Genomic DNA, 18,351 nt, shown 5'->3' on the forward strand with positions numbered 1-18,351 from the left:
TTAATCCATATCCAGGTCGATGTCTTTGCCTTCGCGCAGCAGGTCATACACCATATCAACCAATGCGGTCATGCCCTGACGGTCAGACTTGAGCACCTGGGTTGCCAGCTTCTGATGACTGGACAAAGCACGAACAACCGCTTGCTGCACAGCACCGGGGAGGTTGCCTTTCATAGCCTGCTCACGGGTGTTGCTTTCCACCTGAGCCATGACGACATCGCTTTCACCGGTAATCGCTGAAATCTGATTAACGAAAGCCACCTGATCCTGGATCGGCGTCGCCTCACCAAACAGGCTGTTGAGCCTCTCGATAATCTCTTTGACGAATTTCGGCTTGTCGCCTGCCGCGCCACCACCGCCTGCACCTGCTGGTTGCAATACCGGGGTTTTGCCTTCGTCTTCTACGTCATCGGGTCGAGCATTGATGTCAAAGCCAGTAAGCACCAGGCCTGTCAAGTCCACGGTTTCCGGTGCTTCGTGCTGAAGGCGCTTTTGCAGCAGCTTGGCGAAAGCGGCAAAGTTCTCCAACTCCGGGTCGCCAAAATCAATCAGTTGGGCGATATAGGAATAGGTACGGCAGAAGCGCCCCAGGTCCGACTTGAAGCCCATCAGCGCCTTGATTTGCTCGGCATACTCATCCTGGTGGTGATCGGCAGACTTCATGCCCGCCTCATCACCCTTGGCGCGGGCCTTCTCAAACGCTGCTTCCCAGGTTGCCATGCCATCGCGCAGCATTTTCATCTTGTCGTTATACAAGGCCGTCGCTCCAGCCGTAGCGGCATACAGCGCCTTGTGCTGTGGCGATTTAGTATGGGTGATGTCGCGTATGGTCTTGAAGCGGGCTTCTTTGAACGCGGCCAAGTCCTTCTCGTCGTACAGGCCGTGCTCGTCCAGTCGCTCCTTGATCTCGTAGACCACATTGAGGTCTTGCACTTCGCCGATGTGAGCGCCCTTGTCATAGGTGGCAAAGGCCTTGCGCACGTTCTCCGGATCGTTCACGAAGTCGATGATAAAGACCTCATCTTTCCCAGGTGCCGTCCGGTTCAGGCGGGCGAAGGTCTGCACAATCTCCACATGGTTGGCGATTTTCTTGTCCACATACATGGCGACCAGTTTGGGTTGGTCAAAGCCGGTCTGGAACTTGTCGGCCACCAACATCACCCGGTATTCCGGGCGGTCAAAGGCAAAGCGCAAATCCTGCCCGTGGACATCCGGGTTCATGCTCTGCTCGGTGAACTCCTCGTTCTCATCGACGATAAACACATCATCCTTGAACTCGCTGTCATCCTGGTGCATCACCTGCTTACCGGTCATCTTGCCGGAGAAGGCCACCAGTGAATGAATAAAGCCGTACTCGCTGTGCTGCTCGATATAGCGGTCAAACGCGTTCTTGTAGCGAATGGCAGCGGCACGGGAGCTGGTCACGACCATCGCCTTGGCCTTGCCATCCAGCCGGTGGGCGACGTTCTTGGTAAAGTGCTCAACGATAAACTGTACCTTCTGGGTCACATTGGTGGGGTGCAATGACATCCACTGTGCCAGGGCGCGTTTGGCGGCCTTGCCGCTTACCCGCTTGCTGTCTTCAAGCTGCTTGGAAAGGTTGAAGGCCGTTTTGTAGGGCACATAGCCGTTCAACACATCGAGAATGAATTTCTCCTCAATGGCCTGGCGCATGGTGTACAGGTGGAAGGCTTGCGGCGGGTTATCGTCCGAGGCCGGTTGGCTTGGATCTGTCGGGCGACCGAACAGCATCAAAGTGGTGTGCTTGGGCGTGCCGGTAAAGGCGAAGTAGCTGATATTGTCCGGGCGGGCGCGGGACTTTTGCAGTTGCTCCAGCAGTTCATCCACCGTCATGGTGGACATCTTGCCTTGTCCGCTCATCCCCAGCGCGGCTTGCAGCTTAGCGGCGGTAGAGCCTGTCTGCGAGTTATGCGCCTCATCAATGATCACAGCAAAGTTTTTCCCTTTCAGGGCCTTGTCAGTGATGATGGCTTCCATCGCGTAGGGGAAGGTCTGGATCGTGACCACCACAATCGGCGTGCCAGACAACAAGGCCTCCGAGAGCTGCTTGCTCTTGGACTTGGATGACTTCTGCCGGTCAATGGCGGCGATCACCCCAAACTGATGGTCAATCTGCTTCACCGCGTCCTGAAGCTGGCCGTCCAGCACATTACGGTCGGTGACAATGATCACGCTGTTAAATACCGCGTCGCCGTTATCTTCGCGCAGTTTCACCAAGTCATGGGCCGTCCAGGAAATGGTGCTGGTCTTGCCGGAACCGGCGCTGTGGTCACACAGGTAGGTCATGCCTGCGCCGTTTTCGCGGGCATCGGCCAGCATCTGATTCACTGCCGTCCATTGGTGAAAGCGCGGGAAAATCAGGGTTTCTTTCTTCGACCAGTTGCCCTGAATATCCACCACGTCCTTTTTCTCGACGTAGACAAAGCTATGGAAAATCCGCAGCCAGGCATCCGGCTGGCAGACCGCCTCCCAGAAGTAGGCTACCGGGTATTCCTGGGTACCATCGGCCTTAATCTCACCTGGCGGGTTACCCGCATGTACCGTGCCACTTTCGTCCTTGCGCCCCTTATTGAACGGCAGGAAAAAGGTGTTTTCTCCATCCAGCTTGGTCGCCATCATGATTTCAGAGTCGGACATGGCGAAATGCACCACCGCCCCACGCTTGAAGGTCAGCAATGGCTCCCGGCGTTTGGTCTTGGCGTCATACGGCAGGCGATCATTGCGGTACTGATCCATGGCCGCTTCGCAGGACTGGGTGAAGTCGGTCTTCAGTTCGACGGTTGCCACCGGCAGACCGTTGATAAACAGCACCAGATCAATGGCAAATTCACGGGCCGGGTGATACTTCAGCTCCGGCACCACGCGCAGGATATTGGCCTGGTAGCGCTCAATGACTGCTGCATTGCGCTTGTCTTCCGGTGCGGCCTCGGTCATCTCGATCAGGCCGCAACCGGCAATGGAAAAGCCCTGGCGCAACACCTGCATGGTGCCTTGTTTCTCCAGTGCTTTATCCAAGCGATCCATCAGCACTTCAAGGGTTTTGGCCCCGTTGAGCCGTTCCAGCTTGTCCCATTTTTCCTGCTGGCCGCTGGTTTTGATCCAGCTTTCCAGGTCTTCGGGGTACACCGCCCGCTCGGTGTCGTAGAACTTGGAATCACCCAGCTTCCAGCCCTGCTCTACCAACCGGTCGATGATGTATTGCTGGAAGTGTTTTTCCTGATGTGCTGCTGATTGCATTTATTGTTTTCCTCGCAAATCAATCTGGCCGGTGACAGCGGCGGTGATAAAGGCGGCGCGGCGTTCTTTGAGCAGGGTGATACTTTGTTCCGCCTTGCTAATCAGAGCATCAATGCGGGCGGTTTCGCGGTCAAGGGTGGCGGCGATGGTGGCTTGTTCATCAGGGGCTGGGGATGGCACCCAAAGGCTGGCTATCACCTCTTGATTGATATTCGGCTGGCCCCCGCCCTCAGAGAAGAAAGCCACGATATCGGCTCTGAATGCCATCAACCAGTAATACAAAAACTGGATATTCAAATCGCGTTCACCAGACAGCACACAGCAAGCTTGGTTGGTTGTTGCTGGGATTCCAAGAAACCCTAGGCGACCAATTGTTGCACCATACATGGCAATAGCTAATGAGCCAGCGGGAAAAATTTTCAAGGCTGAGAATTTCTGCATGGCATCTGAGGTAACACACTTCTTTGTTTTAACGACGGTGTTTTCTCTAAGCTCACTTGTTGTTATCCACGGAATGGTTCCTCCCTGATACCATTCATGCTCCTTTGACGGTGGCGTTGTTCCACTCCCAATGGCTTGGAAAGCATGAAAAACCTTCCTATTTAACCACTCCTCTGGCACCTGCCCAATCCACTCAATGCCGGAATCCTTCATCTTGGCGTTGGGGTCTAGTCCCTTTGTGACAGCATGGGTAATCAGCGCCTGGCGCTTTTCCTTCAGTAGCTCGATAAAGCGGGTTTTCTTCTCGATAAGCGCATCAATACGGGCGGTTTCGCGGTCGAGGGTGGTTAGTATTTGCGCTTGCTCAGGCTGATCTGGGTATACAACTTCAATTGAACCGATATGCCACCAATCTGCACGAGGCATTTTGGCTCCCTCGCATCCTGACTCTATTTGATGCGTTACATCAGGAGTTAAAAGCCATTCTTGCAGCCATTTGGGTTCTGTTTTTTCAGCCCTCAGAACCAAAAATTCTGTTGAGCAGCACCCTGCCATCTCTGAAATAATGGCTTTTCGCAAATATGGACGCAGCTTACCGTACAGGACATCCCCTTCATAAAAGATGCCTACAGTTGAATCTTCTGATTGACGAGAGCTTCCATTCGTTGGCTTGTACTGCCCTGATCCTGCTTCTACATCCTCAAGTCCGATATAAATGGTATCAGTAGATACATCATTTCGTCGTTCATTGCGCAATGACGCCAGTCGCTTGACTCTCGCCACCTTCCAATGCTCAGGCACCTGCCCAATCCACTCAATACCGGAATCCTTATACGCGGGATATGCTCTGTACTGGCTCATTCGCTGGCCACCTCCGCCAGTAGCGCGGCAATCTCGGCTTCTACCTGCTTCAGGTCTTCATCAATATCATGCAGCTTGCGCGGCGGCTGGTACTGGTAGAAGAAGCGGTTGAAGTTGATCTCGTAGCCAACGCGGCCCAATTGACCATCCCTGGCATCGGTAAAGCTCTCATCCAGCCAGGCATCCGGCACATGAGGAAGCACTTCGCGGGCAAAGTAGTCGTCGATGTCCTCCAGATAGGGGACGTTCTCGTAATCAGTTAAATCTGTGTCTGGCACCAGCTCGCCGTTGGAATCCGTGACTGGCTCGGCTTTCGGGTCTTTGTGACCAAAGGCGTTGATCAGCGCGGTGATCAATGTCTTGTTGGATTTGACCTTGAGCTGCTTGGCTTCGTCGGACTTGATCGAATTCCTAACAAAGGTTTCTGCCCAGCTATAGGGCTGCGTTTGCCCGATTAGCGGCTTGAGGGCTTCGCGCCAGAATGTCTGATGCGCGTCAGAGAGCTTTTCCCAGGCAGCTTCGGCTTCCAGCCGCTCCATGCCCACCTTATCCAGCTCCAGGGTCATGCGCAGCGGGCGCAGGACCTTGATGCGGCGGTAGCCAAAGGTACGGTAGTCCAGCATCCGGGAAAGCGCACCGGTTTCGCCTGCGGCGTAGATGTCCAGAATCTGGCGGCGCTGCTCATCGCTGACAATACGGCGCTTGTTGCCCTCGTTTCGGATTGAAGTCCACAGGTCGGTGGCGTTGATCAACTGCACCTTGCCTTTGCGCTCCTGCGGCTTCTTGTTGGACAGAATCCACAGGTAGGTGGCGATATTGGTGCGGAAGAACAGATCCGTTGGCAGAGCTACAATGGCTTCAATCAGGTCGTCTTCCAGCAACCAACGGCGGATTTCCGATTCGCCAGACGCGGCACCGCCGTTAAACAGTGGCGAACCCGACAGCACGATAGCGGCGCGGCCACCGCCGTTGATCGGCAGTTCTAGCTTGCTCGCCAGGTGCATCAAAAACAGCATGGAGCCATCGCTAATTTTCGGCAGGCCCGGCCCAAACCGGCCCAGCTCGCCTTTTTTGTGTTCCGCTTCGACGGCGGTTTTGTCCTTCTCCCATTTCTTGCCAAAAGGCGGATTGGACAGGCAGTAGTGGAAACGCTCACCGGCAAACTGGTCGTTGGACAGCGTGCTGCCCTGACGAATGTTCTTCGACAGATCTCGGCCAGGGTCGGACTCCAAACGGCGAATCAGCATACCGGCCACACAAACCGCATGGGTTTCCGGCTCCAACTCCTGCCCGTGCGGCACCAGCACTGGCGGGATCTTGTCGCGGTTACCGTAGTCGCCCACATGGTTCATGGCATCGGTGAGGAAGCCACCCGTGCCACAGGTCGGGTCATACAAAGTACGAATCAAACCGGGGCTGGCCTCAAACAGGGCATCATCCGGGTCAAGCAGCAATGCGGTCGCTAGGTGAACGATGTCACGCGGCGTCATGAAGTCCTCGGCCCCTTCATTGACCTCGGCACCAAAGCGGCGAATCAGGTGTTCGTAGATGTTACTCATCACCCGATCCGGAACCACGTCCGGGTGCAGGTCGATCTTGGCGAAGTTCTGGCAAATCTTGTACAGCAAGCCCGCTTTCTCCAGCCGGATCACCGTATTGCCAAACTCAAACTCCTCGAAGATAGCGCGGGCGTTATCCGAAAACAGGGCGATGTAGTCTTCCAGATTGCGGCGCGTCTTGGTGCTACCCAAGGTGCCGAGGGAGTATTCAGAGGTGTTGTAGAAGGGGTATTCAGCGGTTGAGCGCAGAATGGTATCCAGCTCAACATCGGCATCCTTGAAAGCGTCATGCGCTTCTCTCACCGCCTCGCGGGTCGGCTCCAGCGCACACTCCAGGCGGCGCAGCAAGGTAAACGGCAAAATGATCTTGCCAAAGTCCGTATGCTTGAAGTCCCCCCACAGGTCTTCCGCGTTCTTCCAAATAAAGTCAGCCTGTGAAGCTGCCGATCCCTTAAATTCGTTCATTCTGGACTCCAACCACCTTTTGCACAGAACGGTACTGTAGTCAATCTGCGAATGTCAACCAGATTTTGCACAAAAGGGAATGGATTTCAATTCTTGGCTAAATTTGCGATCCTACCTCAGAATGCAAATAGCCGAAAATTCTTAGGAATTTTCCAATGGAATATTTTGATCTGTCAATTTGATCTCTGTGAGCGTTTTGCTCTATCATCCTTTTGTAAAGAAACTCCATGGGATCTGTCACAACTGTTAAGCATTAAGGGAATGAAATGGCTGAATCGACTTTTCAAAGCGAGATACCGAAGGCTCGCGTTAACATCCGCCTGGACCTGCACACCGGATCTGCTCAGAAGAAAGTAGAGCTACCTTTGAAACTTTTAGCTTTGGGCTCATTTTCTAATGGGAAAGAATCCCGCCCGCTTTCAGAGCGTGAACCTGTCAATGTAAATAAACTGAACTTCGATAATGTATTGTCTGAGTTAAAACCTGAAGTCAGCTACCCAGTTCGCAACACGCTAATAGGTGACGGTTCTGAAGAAAATATTCACCTCAGTTTCTCTGAGATGAGAGACTTTGAACCTGAAGCGGTAGCGAAACAGATCCCACAATTACGCGCCCTGATGGCAATGAGAAATCTGCTTCGTGATTTAAAATCAAATCTGCTTGATAACACAGAATTCCGTAAATCGCTTGAGTCCATTCTAAAAGACCCCGCCCTGAGTGAAGAATTAAGAGCAGAACTGAACGCCCTTGCCCCTGCGGAGTAAGCACAGGGTTCTTACATTAATGGATTAACAGAGAGAATGCTGATGTCTGTAAATACTGAAACACAATCAGTGCAGGGGAATGCGACTGTACTTAAAACTGAGTCTTCTGACAGCGTTTATGCTTCGTTGTTTGAAAAGATCAACCTCACGCCGGTGACAAAGCTGAGTGATATCACTGAATTTCAGGATAACAGCGCAATGGCAGATGCCTCTGCCGATGAGCGCGTCACTGCGGCAATTCAGGTTTTCATGCAGGTCATTACGAAGTCTGGCCAGAAAGTTGAGAAGCTGGATAAATCATTGCTGGATACGCATATCGCGGAGCTTGATTATCAAATCAGCCGCCAGCTCGACGAGGTCATGCATCATCCCGAATTTCAACGCGTAGAATCACTCTGGCGGGGACTGAAGCACACCGTTGACCGCACAGATTTTCGCCAGAATGTGAAAATTGAAGTGCTTGATGTCTCTAAAGACGATTTGCGCCAGGATTTTGAGGATGCCCCGGAGATTATCCAGAGCGGTCTTTATCACCATACATATTCTATGGAATACGATCAACCTGGCGGAGAGCCAATTGCTGCAATAATCTCGTCTTATGAATTTGATTCATCCCCTCAGGATGTCGCGTTGCTGCGTAATATATCAAAAGTCTCAGCAGCTGCGCATATGCCGTTTATTGGTTCAGTGGGACCGAAATTCTTCCATAAATCCAGCATGGAAGAGGTTGCCGCCATCAAAGACATCGGGAACTATTTTGATCGGGCTGAATATATTAAATGGAAAGCGTTCCGTGATTCAGAGGACTCCCGCTACATCGGTCTGACGATGCCGCGTGTACTGGGCCGCTTACCTTATGGCCCGGATACCGTACCGGTGCGTAGCTTCAACTACGTCGAAGAAGTAAAGGGCCCTGACCACGAGAAGTATTTGTGGACCAATGCGTCATTTGCCTTTGCCGCCAATATGGTGAAAAGCTTTATCAATAACGGCTGGTGCGTACAAATTCGTGGGCCTCAGGCTGGCGGCGCGGTCCAGGACCTGCCAATCCATCTGTACGATCTCGGTACCGGCAATCAGGTAAAAATCCCGTCAGAGGTAATGATACCTGAAACCCGTGAGTTTGAATTCTCTAACCTGGGATTCATACCGCTAAGCTATTATAAAAACAGGGATTATTCCTGTTTCTTCAGTGCCAACTCCACCCAGAAGCCTGCATTATACGACACTGCGGACGCGACGGCTAACAGCCGTATTAACGCTCGTTTGCCTTACATCTTCCTGCTATCGCGTATTGCACATTACCTGAAGCTTATTCAGCGTGAAAATATCGGTACGACTAAAGACCGACGCCTGCTGGAGCTGGAGCTGAACAATTGGGTCAAAGGGCTGGTCACTGAAATGACCGATCCGGGCGATGACCTCCAGGCCTCTCACCCTCTTCGCGATGCAAAAGTCATCGTCGAAGATATTGAGGATAACCCAGGCTTCTTCCGCGTGAAACTCTTTGCAGTCCCTCATTTCCAGGTCGAGGGTATGGACGTCAATCTGTCGCTGGTATCTCAGATGCCTAAAGCAAAAGCATAAGGCGGTCGCAGGGATGAAAATTTATCGTCCACTGTGGAACGAGGGGGCTTTGCTGTCCCCTCAGCAGTTCCAGCAGCAGGCAGAATGGGAATCTTTTCGCAGCGCCGGTGCAACAGCACTGGCATCAGCATTTCCCTGGGGTGTGGAAAAGATTGAATTTAATGACAGTCTTCTTTCATCGGGTCTGATCCAGATTACGCAGTTACGCCTCTGGCTGGAAGATGGTTCGCTGATTGATGCACAAAGGAGTGATTTGCCTCCGGCACCACGTGAGTTAGATGCCAGTCATCTGGCAGGTCTTGATGCGGTAACTGTAGTTATCGCACTCCCTCACATGCAGCCGGGTGTGATCAACGTTGAGCAGGAAGGTGTCTCGCCGGATCGACCGCTTCGCTATCGCGAGGAATGGGTAACATTACAGGATGCTTTCGGATCTGAAGAAGAATCCATGGCAGTTGCCCGGTTCAATTTCACCATCCGGTTTGCCCATGAAAGTAATGACTCGTGGAAAGTTTGCCCTGTCGCAAGACTGATCCGGGATGGACATAACGCATGGCGACTGGATCCGTCTTTCATTCCTCCTGTTGCATCATTTGCGGCAAGTCCGGTTCTTCGCGAACGTCTGGTGCTGCTCAATCGCCAGCTACGCTCCCGACGCCAGCGTCTGATGACAATGCGCCGTGAGAGCAACGAAAGACTTGCCGATTTTGCCGTCGCCGATGTTTCCCTTTTCTGGTTGCTGAATGCGCTGAATTCCCACGCCAGGGTGCTGACGGAATACGAACGTTTTCCCTCCCGTCCGCCTGAACAAGTGTGGGCTGAGCTCGCACGTCTGGCCGGAAGCATGCTGACCTTTTCCCTGGACCATGATCTTGACGCCATACCGGGATATGACCACGAGGAACCTGCCAATGCGTTTCCACCGTTGTTTGACTTGATCACGGGTTTGCTGGAAGCAAGTTTGCCGTCCCGTGTCATCGCACTGGAAATGTCTCGTCCGGACGGGCAGACCTGGAAAGCAAACCTTCACGATATTCGTCTGCGTGAAGAAGCCGACCTCTATCTCTCTGTTCGCTCTGATATCCCGGCCTGGCAGGTTGCCGATAAATTCCCGGCTCTTTGTCAGGCAGGTTCGCCTGATGACGTCAATGAGATCTATGGTGTTGCACTCAAGGGTATCCCTCTGATCCCTGTCAGCAGAGTTCCGGCCGCGTTGCCTGTACGTATGGAAAATCAGTACTTCGCGCTTGATATGGAAAGCCCCGCTGCGCATGAAATGCAGGAGCAGGGAGTGTGTATGTTCTACGTGCCTGAGATGCTTGGCGCACTGGAACTTGAACTGTTTGCGGTATTGCGCTCATGAGACAGGATATCGATATCGACCAGCTGATGACGGATACCTGGCTCACCGTCACCATGCTGAAGAAAGGCGCCGTCACGCTCAATGGCAGTGCGCTTTACGACAAGTGCGTTAAACAGGTTGAAAGTGTGCGGGAAGCGCTGGAGCGTGCCGGTTACGACGAGGCCAGCGTCGGACATATTTCCTATGCACAATGTGCTTTGCTGGACGAGGCGGTAATGAGCCGTAAGCCTGAAAAGTGCGAGGAAGGAGAAGAGCCGAAAATTGATGAGGGCCAGGTTGCATGGCGTAAAGCCCCGCTTCAGGCCCGATTTTTCGGATCACTTCGGGCAGGTGAGGCGTTATGGGATCGCATTGCAGAAGTTCTGCGTCAGCCCTCACCGAACCCGGCCGTTTTGACGTGCTATCACCGGGTTATTGCACTGGGTTTTCAGGGGTTATATGGCCTGAAGGCGGTCAGTCAGTCACAGCGGGATGAAGTCGTCAAAGCCCTTTCTGAGCGAGTCTCTCCGCCTGATGCAGGCCTGTCTCTGATTGTTCACCGGATGGGGAAACATCGCTGGAGTCTGATGCGTTCAGTCTGGTTCTGGATAACGCTTGCCATCATCCTGACCGGCGTTATCTGGTGGGGTGGTCATCTGTGGCTTCAGGCACTGTTGTCAGCACAAATACCGGAGCTGCATGGCTAATGCGTAGATCAGTCATTATTCCGGTTGCCCTGCACACCTTAGCAGCTGTTGCCACATTGCTGTGGTTGCTCTGGTATTTCATCCCAACAGGAAACGTGTTTAAAGGCCTGACCACGGTGCTGATCCTCCTGCTGGCAGGCTGGACTGTTTTTAAGAACTGCCGCCGGGAGCAGCCGGTATCCGACACCACCGTTTCAGCTGCTGATCTGCCACTACTCGACACCCAGGGCCCCGTTGTACTGGTGTGTGGTGACAGGCTGGATGCGCTGTTTCAGGAAGGTCCTCTGCGTAAAACAGCTCAGGGCTGGTGGCTCCGGGCCGATGACGTCAGCCGGTTAACAGATGTTGTCCGCAGCATACAGACGCAGTTCCCACGCCAGGTCGGTCAGCTTTCGGTGATGTACCGCTGCCTGCCAGACCATCATCAGGATGAAGCGGTTCTGCGCTCCACACTGAAGACGCTCCGCCAGCAGAGTAAACAGATAAAATCCCTGACGGGTTTTACACTGCCGGTGGTGGTGAGTGCCGAATTCTCCGGACCTGAGACACCGTGGATAATTGTTCGGGGTGACAAGCCGATTGCGTGTCCGGCAAATGATTCGCCGCAGGCATTCATCGACTGGCAGCAGACTGATGACAATATTACGGCGCTTCCCGCGATCAGTCAGGCATTTTCATTTATCCGTAAAACCCTGACTGATGAGCTTGAGAAGCCAGATCGGTTAACGCCCCCTGAACGAGCATTTTCCGTGGTAATGCGCCTCGGTACCGTCCTTCCCGAAGCACAGTCAGTCTGGTCCGACTGGCTATATTCCCGCACCTGTTTGCAGTTTTCCCGGAAACCAGGGCAGACAGCCCCGGCAAGTCTGTTTCCGGATGCGGTTCTGCCGCTGCTGGCTCCTTTTGCATCGACTGTGCAGGGGGGGCACCGTACCCGTCGCCTGATCCTGCTGATGTGGCTGTGTGCCCTGACCGCATTGGGTATTTCTGCACTCAATAACCGTGACCTGATCCGTCAAGTGAGTGCCGATTTACAGCGCTGGAATGCAATCCCAATGAACCACTATCGCCCTAAGGCAGAATCACTGGCCGCCCTGAAGCAGGATGCGCTCCTGCTTGAACGCTGGCAGCGCCAGGGTGAGCCTTTGCGTTACAGCCTGGGCTATTACCCGGGCCAACGACTGTGGCTGGCCTTGCAACAGGCTATCGATACCTGGACGCCTCCACCAGCACCTAAACCAAAACCAGTACCGAAAATTGTTCGTCTCGACAGCATGTCGCTGTTTGATTCCGGTAAGTCCGTGTTGAAACAGGGCTCCACCAAAATGCTGGTCAACTCGCTGGTCGGAATCAAAGCCAGACCAGGCTGGCTTATCGTGGTCAGCGGCCACACAGACAATACCGGCAGCGTTCAGTTAAATCAGACTCTGTCTTTGCAAAGAGCAGAGGCCGTTCGTAACTGGATGCGTGATACCGGAGACGTACCGGAAAGTTGTTTTGCCGTGCAGGGTTACGGTGACAGCCGACCGATTGCATCAAACGACACGCCTGATGGCCGTGCGCATAACCGGCGTGTCGAGATCAGTCTGGTACCGCAGGCCGACGCCTGTCGTCTGCCAGGCGCAAAACATACGTCACAGGATGTACGTGACGTTTCAACTCAAGAAATGGAGAAGTAAACATGGCAATCCCAGTTTATCTGTGGCTGAAAGACGATGGCGGCGCTGACATCAAGGGTTCTGTAGATGTGAAAGATCGCGAAGGAAGCATCGAAGTTGTTGCTCAGGAACATAACCTGTACATCCCGACTGATAACAACACTGGCAAGCTGACCGGAACCCGTATTCACACGCCGTTCCTGTTTACCAAAGAAATCGACTCTTCCAGCCCGTATCTGTACAAAGCAGTGACCACTGGCCAGACCCTGAAATCTGCTGAGTTTAAGTGGTACAAAATCAACGACGCCGGTCAGGAAGTTGAATATTTCAACACCAAACTGGAAAACGTCAAGCTGGTGAAAGTCGCACCGAAAATGCACGACATCAAGGATGCCTCCTTCGAGAAGCATAACCACCTTGAGCAGATCGAGCTGCGTTACGAAAAGATCACCTGGACCTACAAAGACGGCAACATCATTCATTCCGATTCCTGGAACGAACGCACCACCGCGTAAGACCCTGGCGGACAGATCCCCTCTGTCCGCCATTTTTGTTTTGCTCCGCACAGCGCCTGCCAGACGGACGCTTTGCAGAGCAGTCTCACAATTTATCGGCATGAACCTTATGGGCATCGGTTAACGGCCATGGGCGGTAGCGTGCCTGAACAAGAGGGAACGACATGGAACATCATTCAGCAGTCCTGCTACGACGACTTAATCCTTACTGCGCCAGGGCGCTGGAAGGTGCAGCCTCTTTATGCCAGACCCGCGCGCATGCAGAAATCACGCCGGAGCACTGGCTGTTAAAGTTGCTGGAGCAGGGCGAAGGTGACCTGACCGTTCTTGCCCGTCGCTATGAATGGGATATGGATGCCGTCTGGCAGTCACTCCTGAGCTGGCTTGATTCACAGCCACGTTCAGTACGCAGCCGACCAGAGCTCTCTGCCTCTCTCCAGACCCTGCTGAAACAGGCCTGGCTTGCCGCCACGCTCGCCGGAGATGAGCAGATCCGCAGCATACATTTGCTCACGGCCATGATTGATACGTCAGGGCTGACGCGCTGTGAGGGCCTCTGGCCCTTAATGACGCTGACCACCAGCCAGCTGGAAAGGTTACGTCCCTTGCTGGAAACCCAGTCAGATGAGCGTCGTGACGCGGCTCTCGGCGAATCAGCAGGCAATGTCACCATGATGGGTAGAGCAGCGCCATTGGCACGGGAAGGGCAAAACCCACCTGAAAGCGAAAGTGCTCTTCCCGCCGTTTCACAGGAAGAGGCCGTGCTCAATCGCTTTACAGTCGATGTGACTGCCCGTGCCCGGGAAGGAAAGATTGATCCCGTTTTTGGACGTGATAACGAAATCCGTCAGATGGTGGACATTCTCTCCAGACGCCGTAAGAACAACCCAATCCTGGTCGGTGAACCCGGCGTGGGTAAAACGGCCCTGGTTGAAGGCCTGGCGCTGCGCATCGCCGAGGGCAATGTGCCCGAAAGCCTTAAGCCCGTCATCGTCAGGACTCTGGATCTGGGCTTGCTTCAGGCGGGTGCAGGTGTAAAGGGTGAATTCGAACAGCGCCTGAAAAATATCATCGACGCCGTCCAGCACTCCCCGGTGCCGGTGCTGCTCTTTATCGATGAAGCACACACCATCATTGGGGCCGGTAATCAGGCGGGCGGGGCAGATGCCGCCAACCTGCTGAAACCGGCTCTGGCTCGCGGCGAACTGCGCACCATTGCGGCCACCACCTGGAGTGAGTACAAGCAGTATTTCGAACGTGATGCAGCCCTGGAGCGCCGCTTCCAGATGGTCAAGGTTGATGAGCCGGACGATGATACGGCCTGCCTGATGCTTCGTGGCCTTAAATCCCGCTATGCCGAACACCATGGTGTACATATTACCGGCGAAGCCGTCCGCGCAGCGGTGACACTTTCCCGCCGCTATCTGACCGGACGCCAGCTGCCTGATAAAGCGGTGGACTTACTGGATACCGCAGCGGCCCGGGTACGGATGAGCCTGGACACGCTGCCTGAACAGCTTACCCGATTGCAGGCCCAACTGACTGCGCTTGCCATGGAGCAGCAGGAGTTGCTGGAAGATATTTCCCTGGGTAACACCGTTGATGCCAGCCGTCTGCCGCAGATCGAACAACTCACACTGGAGCTCAATCAGCAAAAAGCTTCTCTTCACTCACAGTATGAGACCGAAAAGCAGCTCACCGACTCGCTGAAAGCCTGCCGGGAAGACATCAGCCGCCAGAAAGAGATCTCCGCCTTCCAGCAGGAGCTCTCCCAAATTCAGAATAACAGCCCATTACTGGGTCTGGATGTTGATGTCCGCACCGTTGCGACCGTTATCGCAGACTGGACAGGGGTTCCTCTCTCGTCGCTAATGAAGGATGAGCAAACCGAATTACTGACGCTGGAAGAGCAGCTGGCAACACGGGTTGTCGGTCAGAGTCCCGCTCTGAATGCCATCGCCCAACGACTGAGGGCGTCAAAAACCGGCCTGACGCCGGAGAACGGGCCACAGGGCGTGTTTTTACTGGTGGGGCCAAGCGGGGTAGGCAAAACAGAAACCGCGCTCGCACTTGCTGACGTTATGTATGGGGGTGAGAAATCGCTCATTACCATCAACCTGTCTGAATACCAGGAGCCGCATACGGTCTCGCAGTTGAAAGGCTCCCCTCCGGGGTATGTCGGATATGGCCAGGGCGGCATTCTCACCGAGGCGGTCCGTAAGCGGCCGTACAGCGTGGTGCTGCTGGATGAAGTGGAGAAGGCCCACCGGGATGTGATGAACCTGTTTTATCAGGTCTTTGACCGGGGCTTTATGCGGGACGGGGAAGGGCGTGAAATTGATTTCCGCAATACCGTGATCCTGATGACGTCCAACCTGGGCAGTGATCAGTTGATGCAGCTGCTGGACGAGCAACCAGAAGCCACGGAGAGCGATCTGCATGAATTGTTACGACCGATCCTTCGCGATCATTTCCAGCCAGCACTGCTTGCTCGCTTCCAGACGGTGATATACCGCCCGCTGGCAATAGATGCCATGCGTACCATTGTCGACATGAAACTGGCACAGGTGAGCACGCGTCTGCAACGGCACTACGGGATCTCCACTCACATTGGCGAAAGCCTCATCGACACCCTGACGACAGCCTGTCTGCTGCCGGATACCGGAGCCCGCAACGTGGACAGTCTGCTTAACCAGCAGATCCTGCCGGTTCTTAGTCAACAGTTGTTAAGCCATATGGCGGCGAAACAAAAACCGTCCTCACTACAGCTGACCTGGGATGACGAACAGGGCATTGTACTGGAATTTGATGAACAGGCAGAAGGAGAGGCGTCATGAGCGGAACACTTATCAGGAAAGCAACCGACGCGGTGCAACAGCTGTCAGGCCAGTCTCGTTACCGGGTAGATGTGCATGAATGCAGCGATTTCCTTGATGTTCTGCGTTACAACGCCGTTGAATCCCTTAGCCAGCCATGGCGTTATGACGTGGCGGTTACCTGTTCCTCTAAAGATATCGCCTGTGAGTCGTTATTGCTGAAACCGGCGTCATTTACCTTCCAGACCCCGGTATTTGACGGGACACCGGCTCTGCCGGTACGGACGGTTTTTGGCGTAGTGGAGTCCTTTCGCCGCGTGTCCACCTCGAATGATGATACCCATTACGCGTTGACGATCGTTCCCCGTATTGCCCTTCTGGGCTATACGAAAGGGAGCGAGATCTACCTCAATCAGTCGGTTATAGAGGTGGTTGAACAGGTATTGCGTAAGCACGGCCTGGAAGGGCCTGATTTTGAGTTCCGGCTCTCCCGGGAGTATCCATCCCGGGAGCTCATCACCCAGTGGCGTGAAACCGACCTTGAGTTTATCCAGCGTTTGCTGGCTGAAGTGGGCATTTACTGGCGCTATGAAATGGACAGCCGTCTTGAACAGGATGTGGTTATTTTCCAGGACAGCCAGCAGCAGTATGAATTTGGTGTCACCCTGCCATTGCGTAATCAGGCCGGGATGAGCGACAGCGGGCAGGAGAGTATCTGGAATATTCAGACTGGCTACCATGTCGTGAGCGGGAGTGTGGCCACGCGTGACTACAACTACCGTGAAGCACTGAAACCTCAGGACAGTTCCGAAAGCATTTTCAGTAAGGAAGGGATCACCACCGGGGAAACGTACCATTATGCGGAGCCCTTTCTGACAGAAGGTGATACTGAAAGCACAGAGACCGGAGCGTATTTCGCCCGTCTGCGTCACGAACGCATTCTGAATGCGCAATATCACGTCACCGGGCATTCCTCCAGCCCACATCTGGCTCCAGGTCAGGTACTGGAAACTGACGGAACGCTTCCAGATACCGTAAAAGAAGGCATCGTCATCACCACTGTGCGCACCAGCGGCTCACGAAAAAGTAGCTTTACTCTGACCTTTGAAGGCATCCCGTATAGCGAATCCGTCTGCTACCGTCCGGCTCTACTCAATCGCCCGGTGATATCCGGAACGCTTCCAGCCCGGGTGGAAAGCACACAAAAAGGGGACACCTATTCCTGGCTCGACCCGGAAGGGCGCTACCGTGTGAAACTGGACTATGACCGTAACAGTCCTGAACAGGGTTATGCCTATTTGTGGCTGCGGCTGGCTAAACCCTATGCCGGTGATACCTACGGCTTCCACTCTCCGCTTATCGACGGAACTGAAGTGGCCGTCATTTTCGACAACGGGGATCCTGATCGCCCCTATATCGCCTATGCCCTGCACGACTCAGAACATCCGGACCATGTCACCAGTGACAATCATACGCGGAACGTGTGGCGTACCCCGGCGAACAATAAGTTGCGGATGGAGGATAAGCGCCAGGAAGAGCATATCAAGCTCGCGACGGAATATGGCAAAACGCAACTGAACATGGGACACCTGGTCAATGGCCAGCGAGAAAAGCGCGGCGCCGGTTTTGAACTGCGTACAGACGAGCATGGCGCAGTTCGGGCTGCAAAAGGGCTGTTCCTGACAGCTGATGCCCAGTCCAAAGCCCAGGGGCCGGTGCTGGAAATGGCCCCTGCCATTAATCAGATTAACCAGGCCAACAGTCAGATGCAGGCGCTGAACAGCGCAGCTGTTGCCGCCGGAGCGCTGGTCTGCGACATCAATACCCAGATTAGTCTCGTGACCGACAAAATCAAAGACCTCCAGTCTTCGGTCCTGCTGGGTAGTGCTCCGCAAGGTGTGGCATTTACCTCAGGTGAACATCTTCAGCTCAGCAGTACCCGCAATACCATGATCAATGCCGGTCAGCATCTTGATATCGGTGCGATGAAGAATCTGTCTGTCACGGTAGAAAAAGCCCTGGGGATGTTTGTACATAAAGAAGGGGCTAAGCTGGTTGCTAACCAGGGAGACATCGAGATTCAGGCTCAGCACAACACGATGGCACTGTTTTCTGAAAAACAGCTGACGGTGACCAGTAGTGAAGATGAAATTATTATCAGCACCCCGGAAACGCTTACGCTTAACGGTGGCGGGTCTTACCTGAGGCTGAGTAAGAACGGCATTGAGCATGGTTCATCAGGTGAGTTCATTATGAAGACGTCGGACTATCTGGTACCAGGATCGGGCGCAAATCTCCCCAACGAAACACCCAATTTCAGCCTGACGGATATCACTCAGGAAAGCAAAATCAGCAGCAAATCCTTTAACGACTAAGGG

The 18,351-nt window shown here is 53.9% G+C and carries 11 protein-coding genes and 1 pseudogene; 8 read left to right on the plus strand and 4 right to left on the minus strand.

The window, feature by feature from the left end; genetic code table 11:
* From EXW94_RS25235 to EXW94_RS25245, 4 genes and pseudogenes are all read right to left on the minus strand, one after another.
* Nucleotides 1–3,258, minus strand: coding sequence for a type I restriction endonuclease subunit R (locus EXW94_RS25235; protein WP_174341349.1), 3,258 nt, complete (start codon nt 3,256–3,258; stop codon nt 1–3).
* Entirely contained in the window at nt 3,259–3,879 is a 621-nt protein-coding gene (locus EXW94_RS28615) for a restriction endonuclease subunit S (protein ID WP_375336654.1), read from the minus strand.
* A pseudogene (locus EXW94_RS28620) lies at nt 3,865–4,560 on the minus strand (restriction endonuclease subunit S); the annotation flags it as partial. The pseudogene EXW94_RS28620 and the gene EXW94_RS28615, both read right to left, overlap by 15 nt.
* The gene (locus EXW94_RS25245; protein WP_174341351.1) at nt 4,557–6,584 is read right to left on the minus strand and encodes a class I SAM-dependent DNA methyltransferase; all 2,028 of its coding nucleotides are present in this window, start codon (nt 6,582–6,584) and stop codon (nt 4,557–4,559) included. The pseudogene EXW94_RS28620 and the gene EXW94_RS25245, both read right to left, overlap by 4 nt.
* A 266-nt stretch (nt 6,585–6,850) precedes the next feature.
* On the opposite strand from EXW94_RS25245, the gene tssB reads away from it, so the two are divergent.
* The 8 genes from tssB to EXW94_RS25285 all read left to right on the plus strand — a co-directional run bounded on the left by tssB (nt 6,851) and on the right by EXW94_RS25285 (nt 18,348).
* Complete coding sequence (gene tssB, locus EXW94_RS25250) at nt 6,851–7,348, plus strand: type VI secretion system contractile sheath small subunit (protein ID WP_174341352.1); 498 nt, start codon at nt 6,851–6,853, stop codon at nt 7,346–7,348.
* Nucleotides 7,349–7,384: 36 nt separating this feature from the next.
* A complete protein-coding gene (gene tssC, locus EXW94_RS25255) occupies nt 7,385–8,935 on the plus strand; it encodes a type VI secretion system contractile sheath large subunit (RefSeq protein ID WP_174341353.1) in 1,551 nt (516 codons plus the stop codon).
* Between the two features lie 13 nt (nt 8,936–8,948).
* Nucleotides 8,949–10,298, plus strand: a complete 1,350-nt coding sequence (tssK, locus tag EXW94_RS25260) for a type VI secretion system baseplate subunit TssK (RefSeq protein WP_174341354.1) — start codon at nt 8,949–8,951, stop codon at nt 10,296–10,298.
* The gene (tssL, locus tag EXW94_RS25265; protein ID WP_174341355.1) at nt 10,295–10,984 is read left to right on the plus strand and encodes a type VI secretion system protein TssL, short form; all 690 of its coding nucleotides are present in this window, start codon (nt 10,295–10,297) and stop codon (nt 10,982–10,984) included. Before tssK ends, tssL begins: the two co-directional genes overlap by 4 nt.
* The gene (locus EXW94_RS25270; RefSeq protein ID WP_174341356.1) at nt 10,984–12,663 is read left to right on the plus strand and encodes an OmpA family protein; all 1,680 of its coding nucleotides are present in this window, start codon (nt 10,984–10,986) and stop codon (nt 12,661–12,663) included. Before tssL ends, EXW94_RS25270 begins: the two co-directional genes overlap by 1 nt.
* A gap of 2 nt (nt 12,664–12,665) precedes the next feature.
* Nucleotides 12,666–13,157, plus strand: a complete 492-nt coding sequence (locus EXW94_RS25275) for an Hcp family type VI secretion system effector (RefSeq protein WP_021241774.1) — start codon at nt 12,666–12,668, stop codon at nt 13,155–13,157.
* Nucleotides 13,158–13,321: 164 nt separating this feature from the next.
* Nucleotides 13,322–15,994, plus strand: a complete 2,673-nt coding sequence (gene tssH / locus EXW94_RS25280; protein WP_174341357.1) for a type VI secretion system ATPase TssH — start codon at nt 13,322–13,324, stop codon at nt 15,992–15,994.
* The gene (locus tag EXW94_RS25285; protein WP_174341358.1) at nt 15,991–18,348 is read left to right on the plus strand and encodes a type VI secretion system Vgr family protein; all 2,358 of its coding nucleotides are present in this window, start codon (nt 15,991–15,993) and stop codon (nt 18,346–18,348) included. The genes tssH and EXW94_RS25285 overlap by 4 nt, the downstream gene beginning before the upstream one ends.
* Nucleotides 18,349–18,351 lie beyond the last annotated feature (3 nt).

This window comes from Enterobacter sp. JMULE2 (assembly GCF_013337145.1).
In the GTDB taxonomy this organism is placed as follows: domain Bacteria; phylum Pseudomonadota; class Gammaproteobacteria; order Enterobacterales; family Enterobacteriaceae; genus Enterobacter; species Enterobacter mori.

What these genes read in the sequence shown, in the direction of transcription:
- EXW94_RS25235 (WP_174341349.1), bottom strand. Translation starts at nt 3,258, where the DNA reads ATGCAATCAGCAGCACATCAGGAAAAACACTTCCAGCAATACATCATC.
- EXW94_RS25245 (WP_174341351.1), bottom strand. Translation starts at nt 6,584, where the DNA reads ATGAACGAATTTAAGGGATCGGCAGCTTCACAGGCTGACTTTATTTGG.
- tssB (WP_174341352.1), top strand. Translation starts at nt 6,851, where the DNA reads ATGGCTGAATCGACTTTTCAAAGCGAGATACCGAAGGCTCGCGTTAAC.
- tssC (WP_174341353.1), top strand. Translation starts at nt 7,385, where the DNA reads ATGCTGATGTCTGTAAATACTGAAACACAATCAGTGCAGGGGAATGCG.
- tssK (WP_174341354.1), top strand. Translation starts at nt 8,949, where the DNA reads ATGAAAATTTATCGTCCACTGTGGAACGAGGGGGCTTTGCTGTCCCCT.
- tssL (WP_174341355.1), top strand. Translation starts at nt 10,295, where the DNA reads ATGAGACAGGATATCGATATCGACCAGCTGATGACGGATACCTGGCTC.
- EXW94_RS25270 (WP_174341356.1), top strand. Translation starts at nt 10,984, where the DNA reads ATGCGTAGATCAGTCATTATTCCGGTTGCCCTGCACACCTTAGCAGCT.
- EXW94_RS25275 (WP_021241774.1), top strand. Translation starts at nt 12,666, where the DNA reads ATGGCAATCCCAGTTTATCTGTGGCTGAAAGACGATGGCGGCGCTGAC.
- tssH (WP_174341357.1), top strand. Translation starts at nt 13,322, where the DNA reads ATGGAACATCATTCAGCAGTCCTGCTACGACGACTTAATCCTTACTGC.
- EXW94_RS25285 (WP_174341358.1), top strand. Translation starts at nt 15,991, where the DNA reads ATGAGCGGAACACTTATCAGGAAAGCAACCGACGCGGTGCAACAGCTG.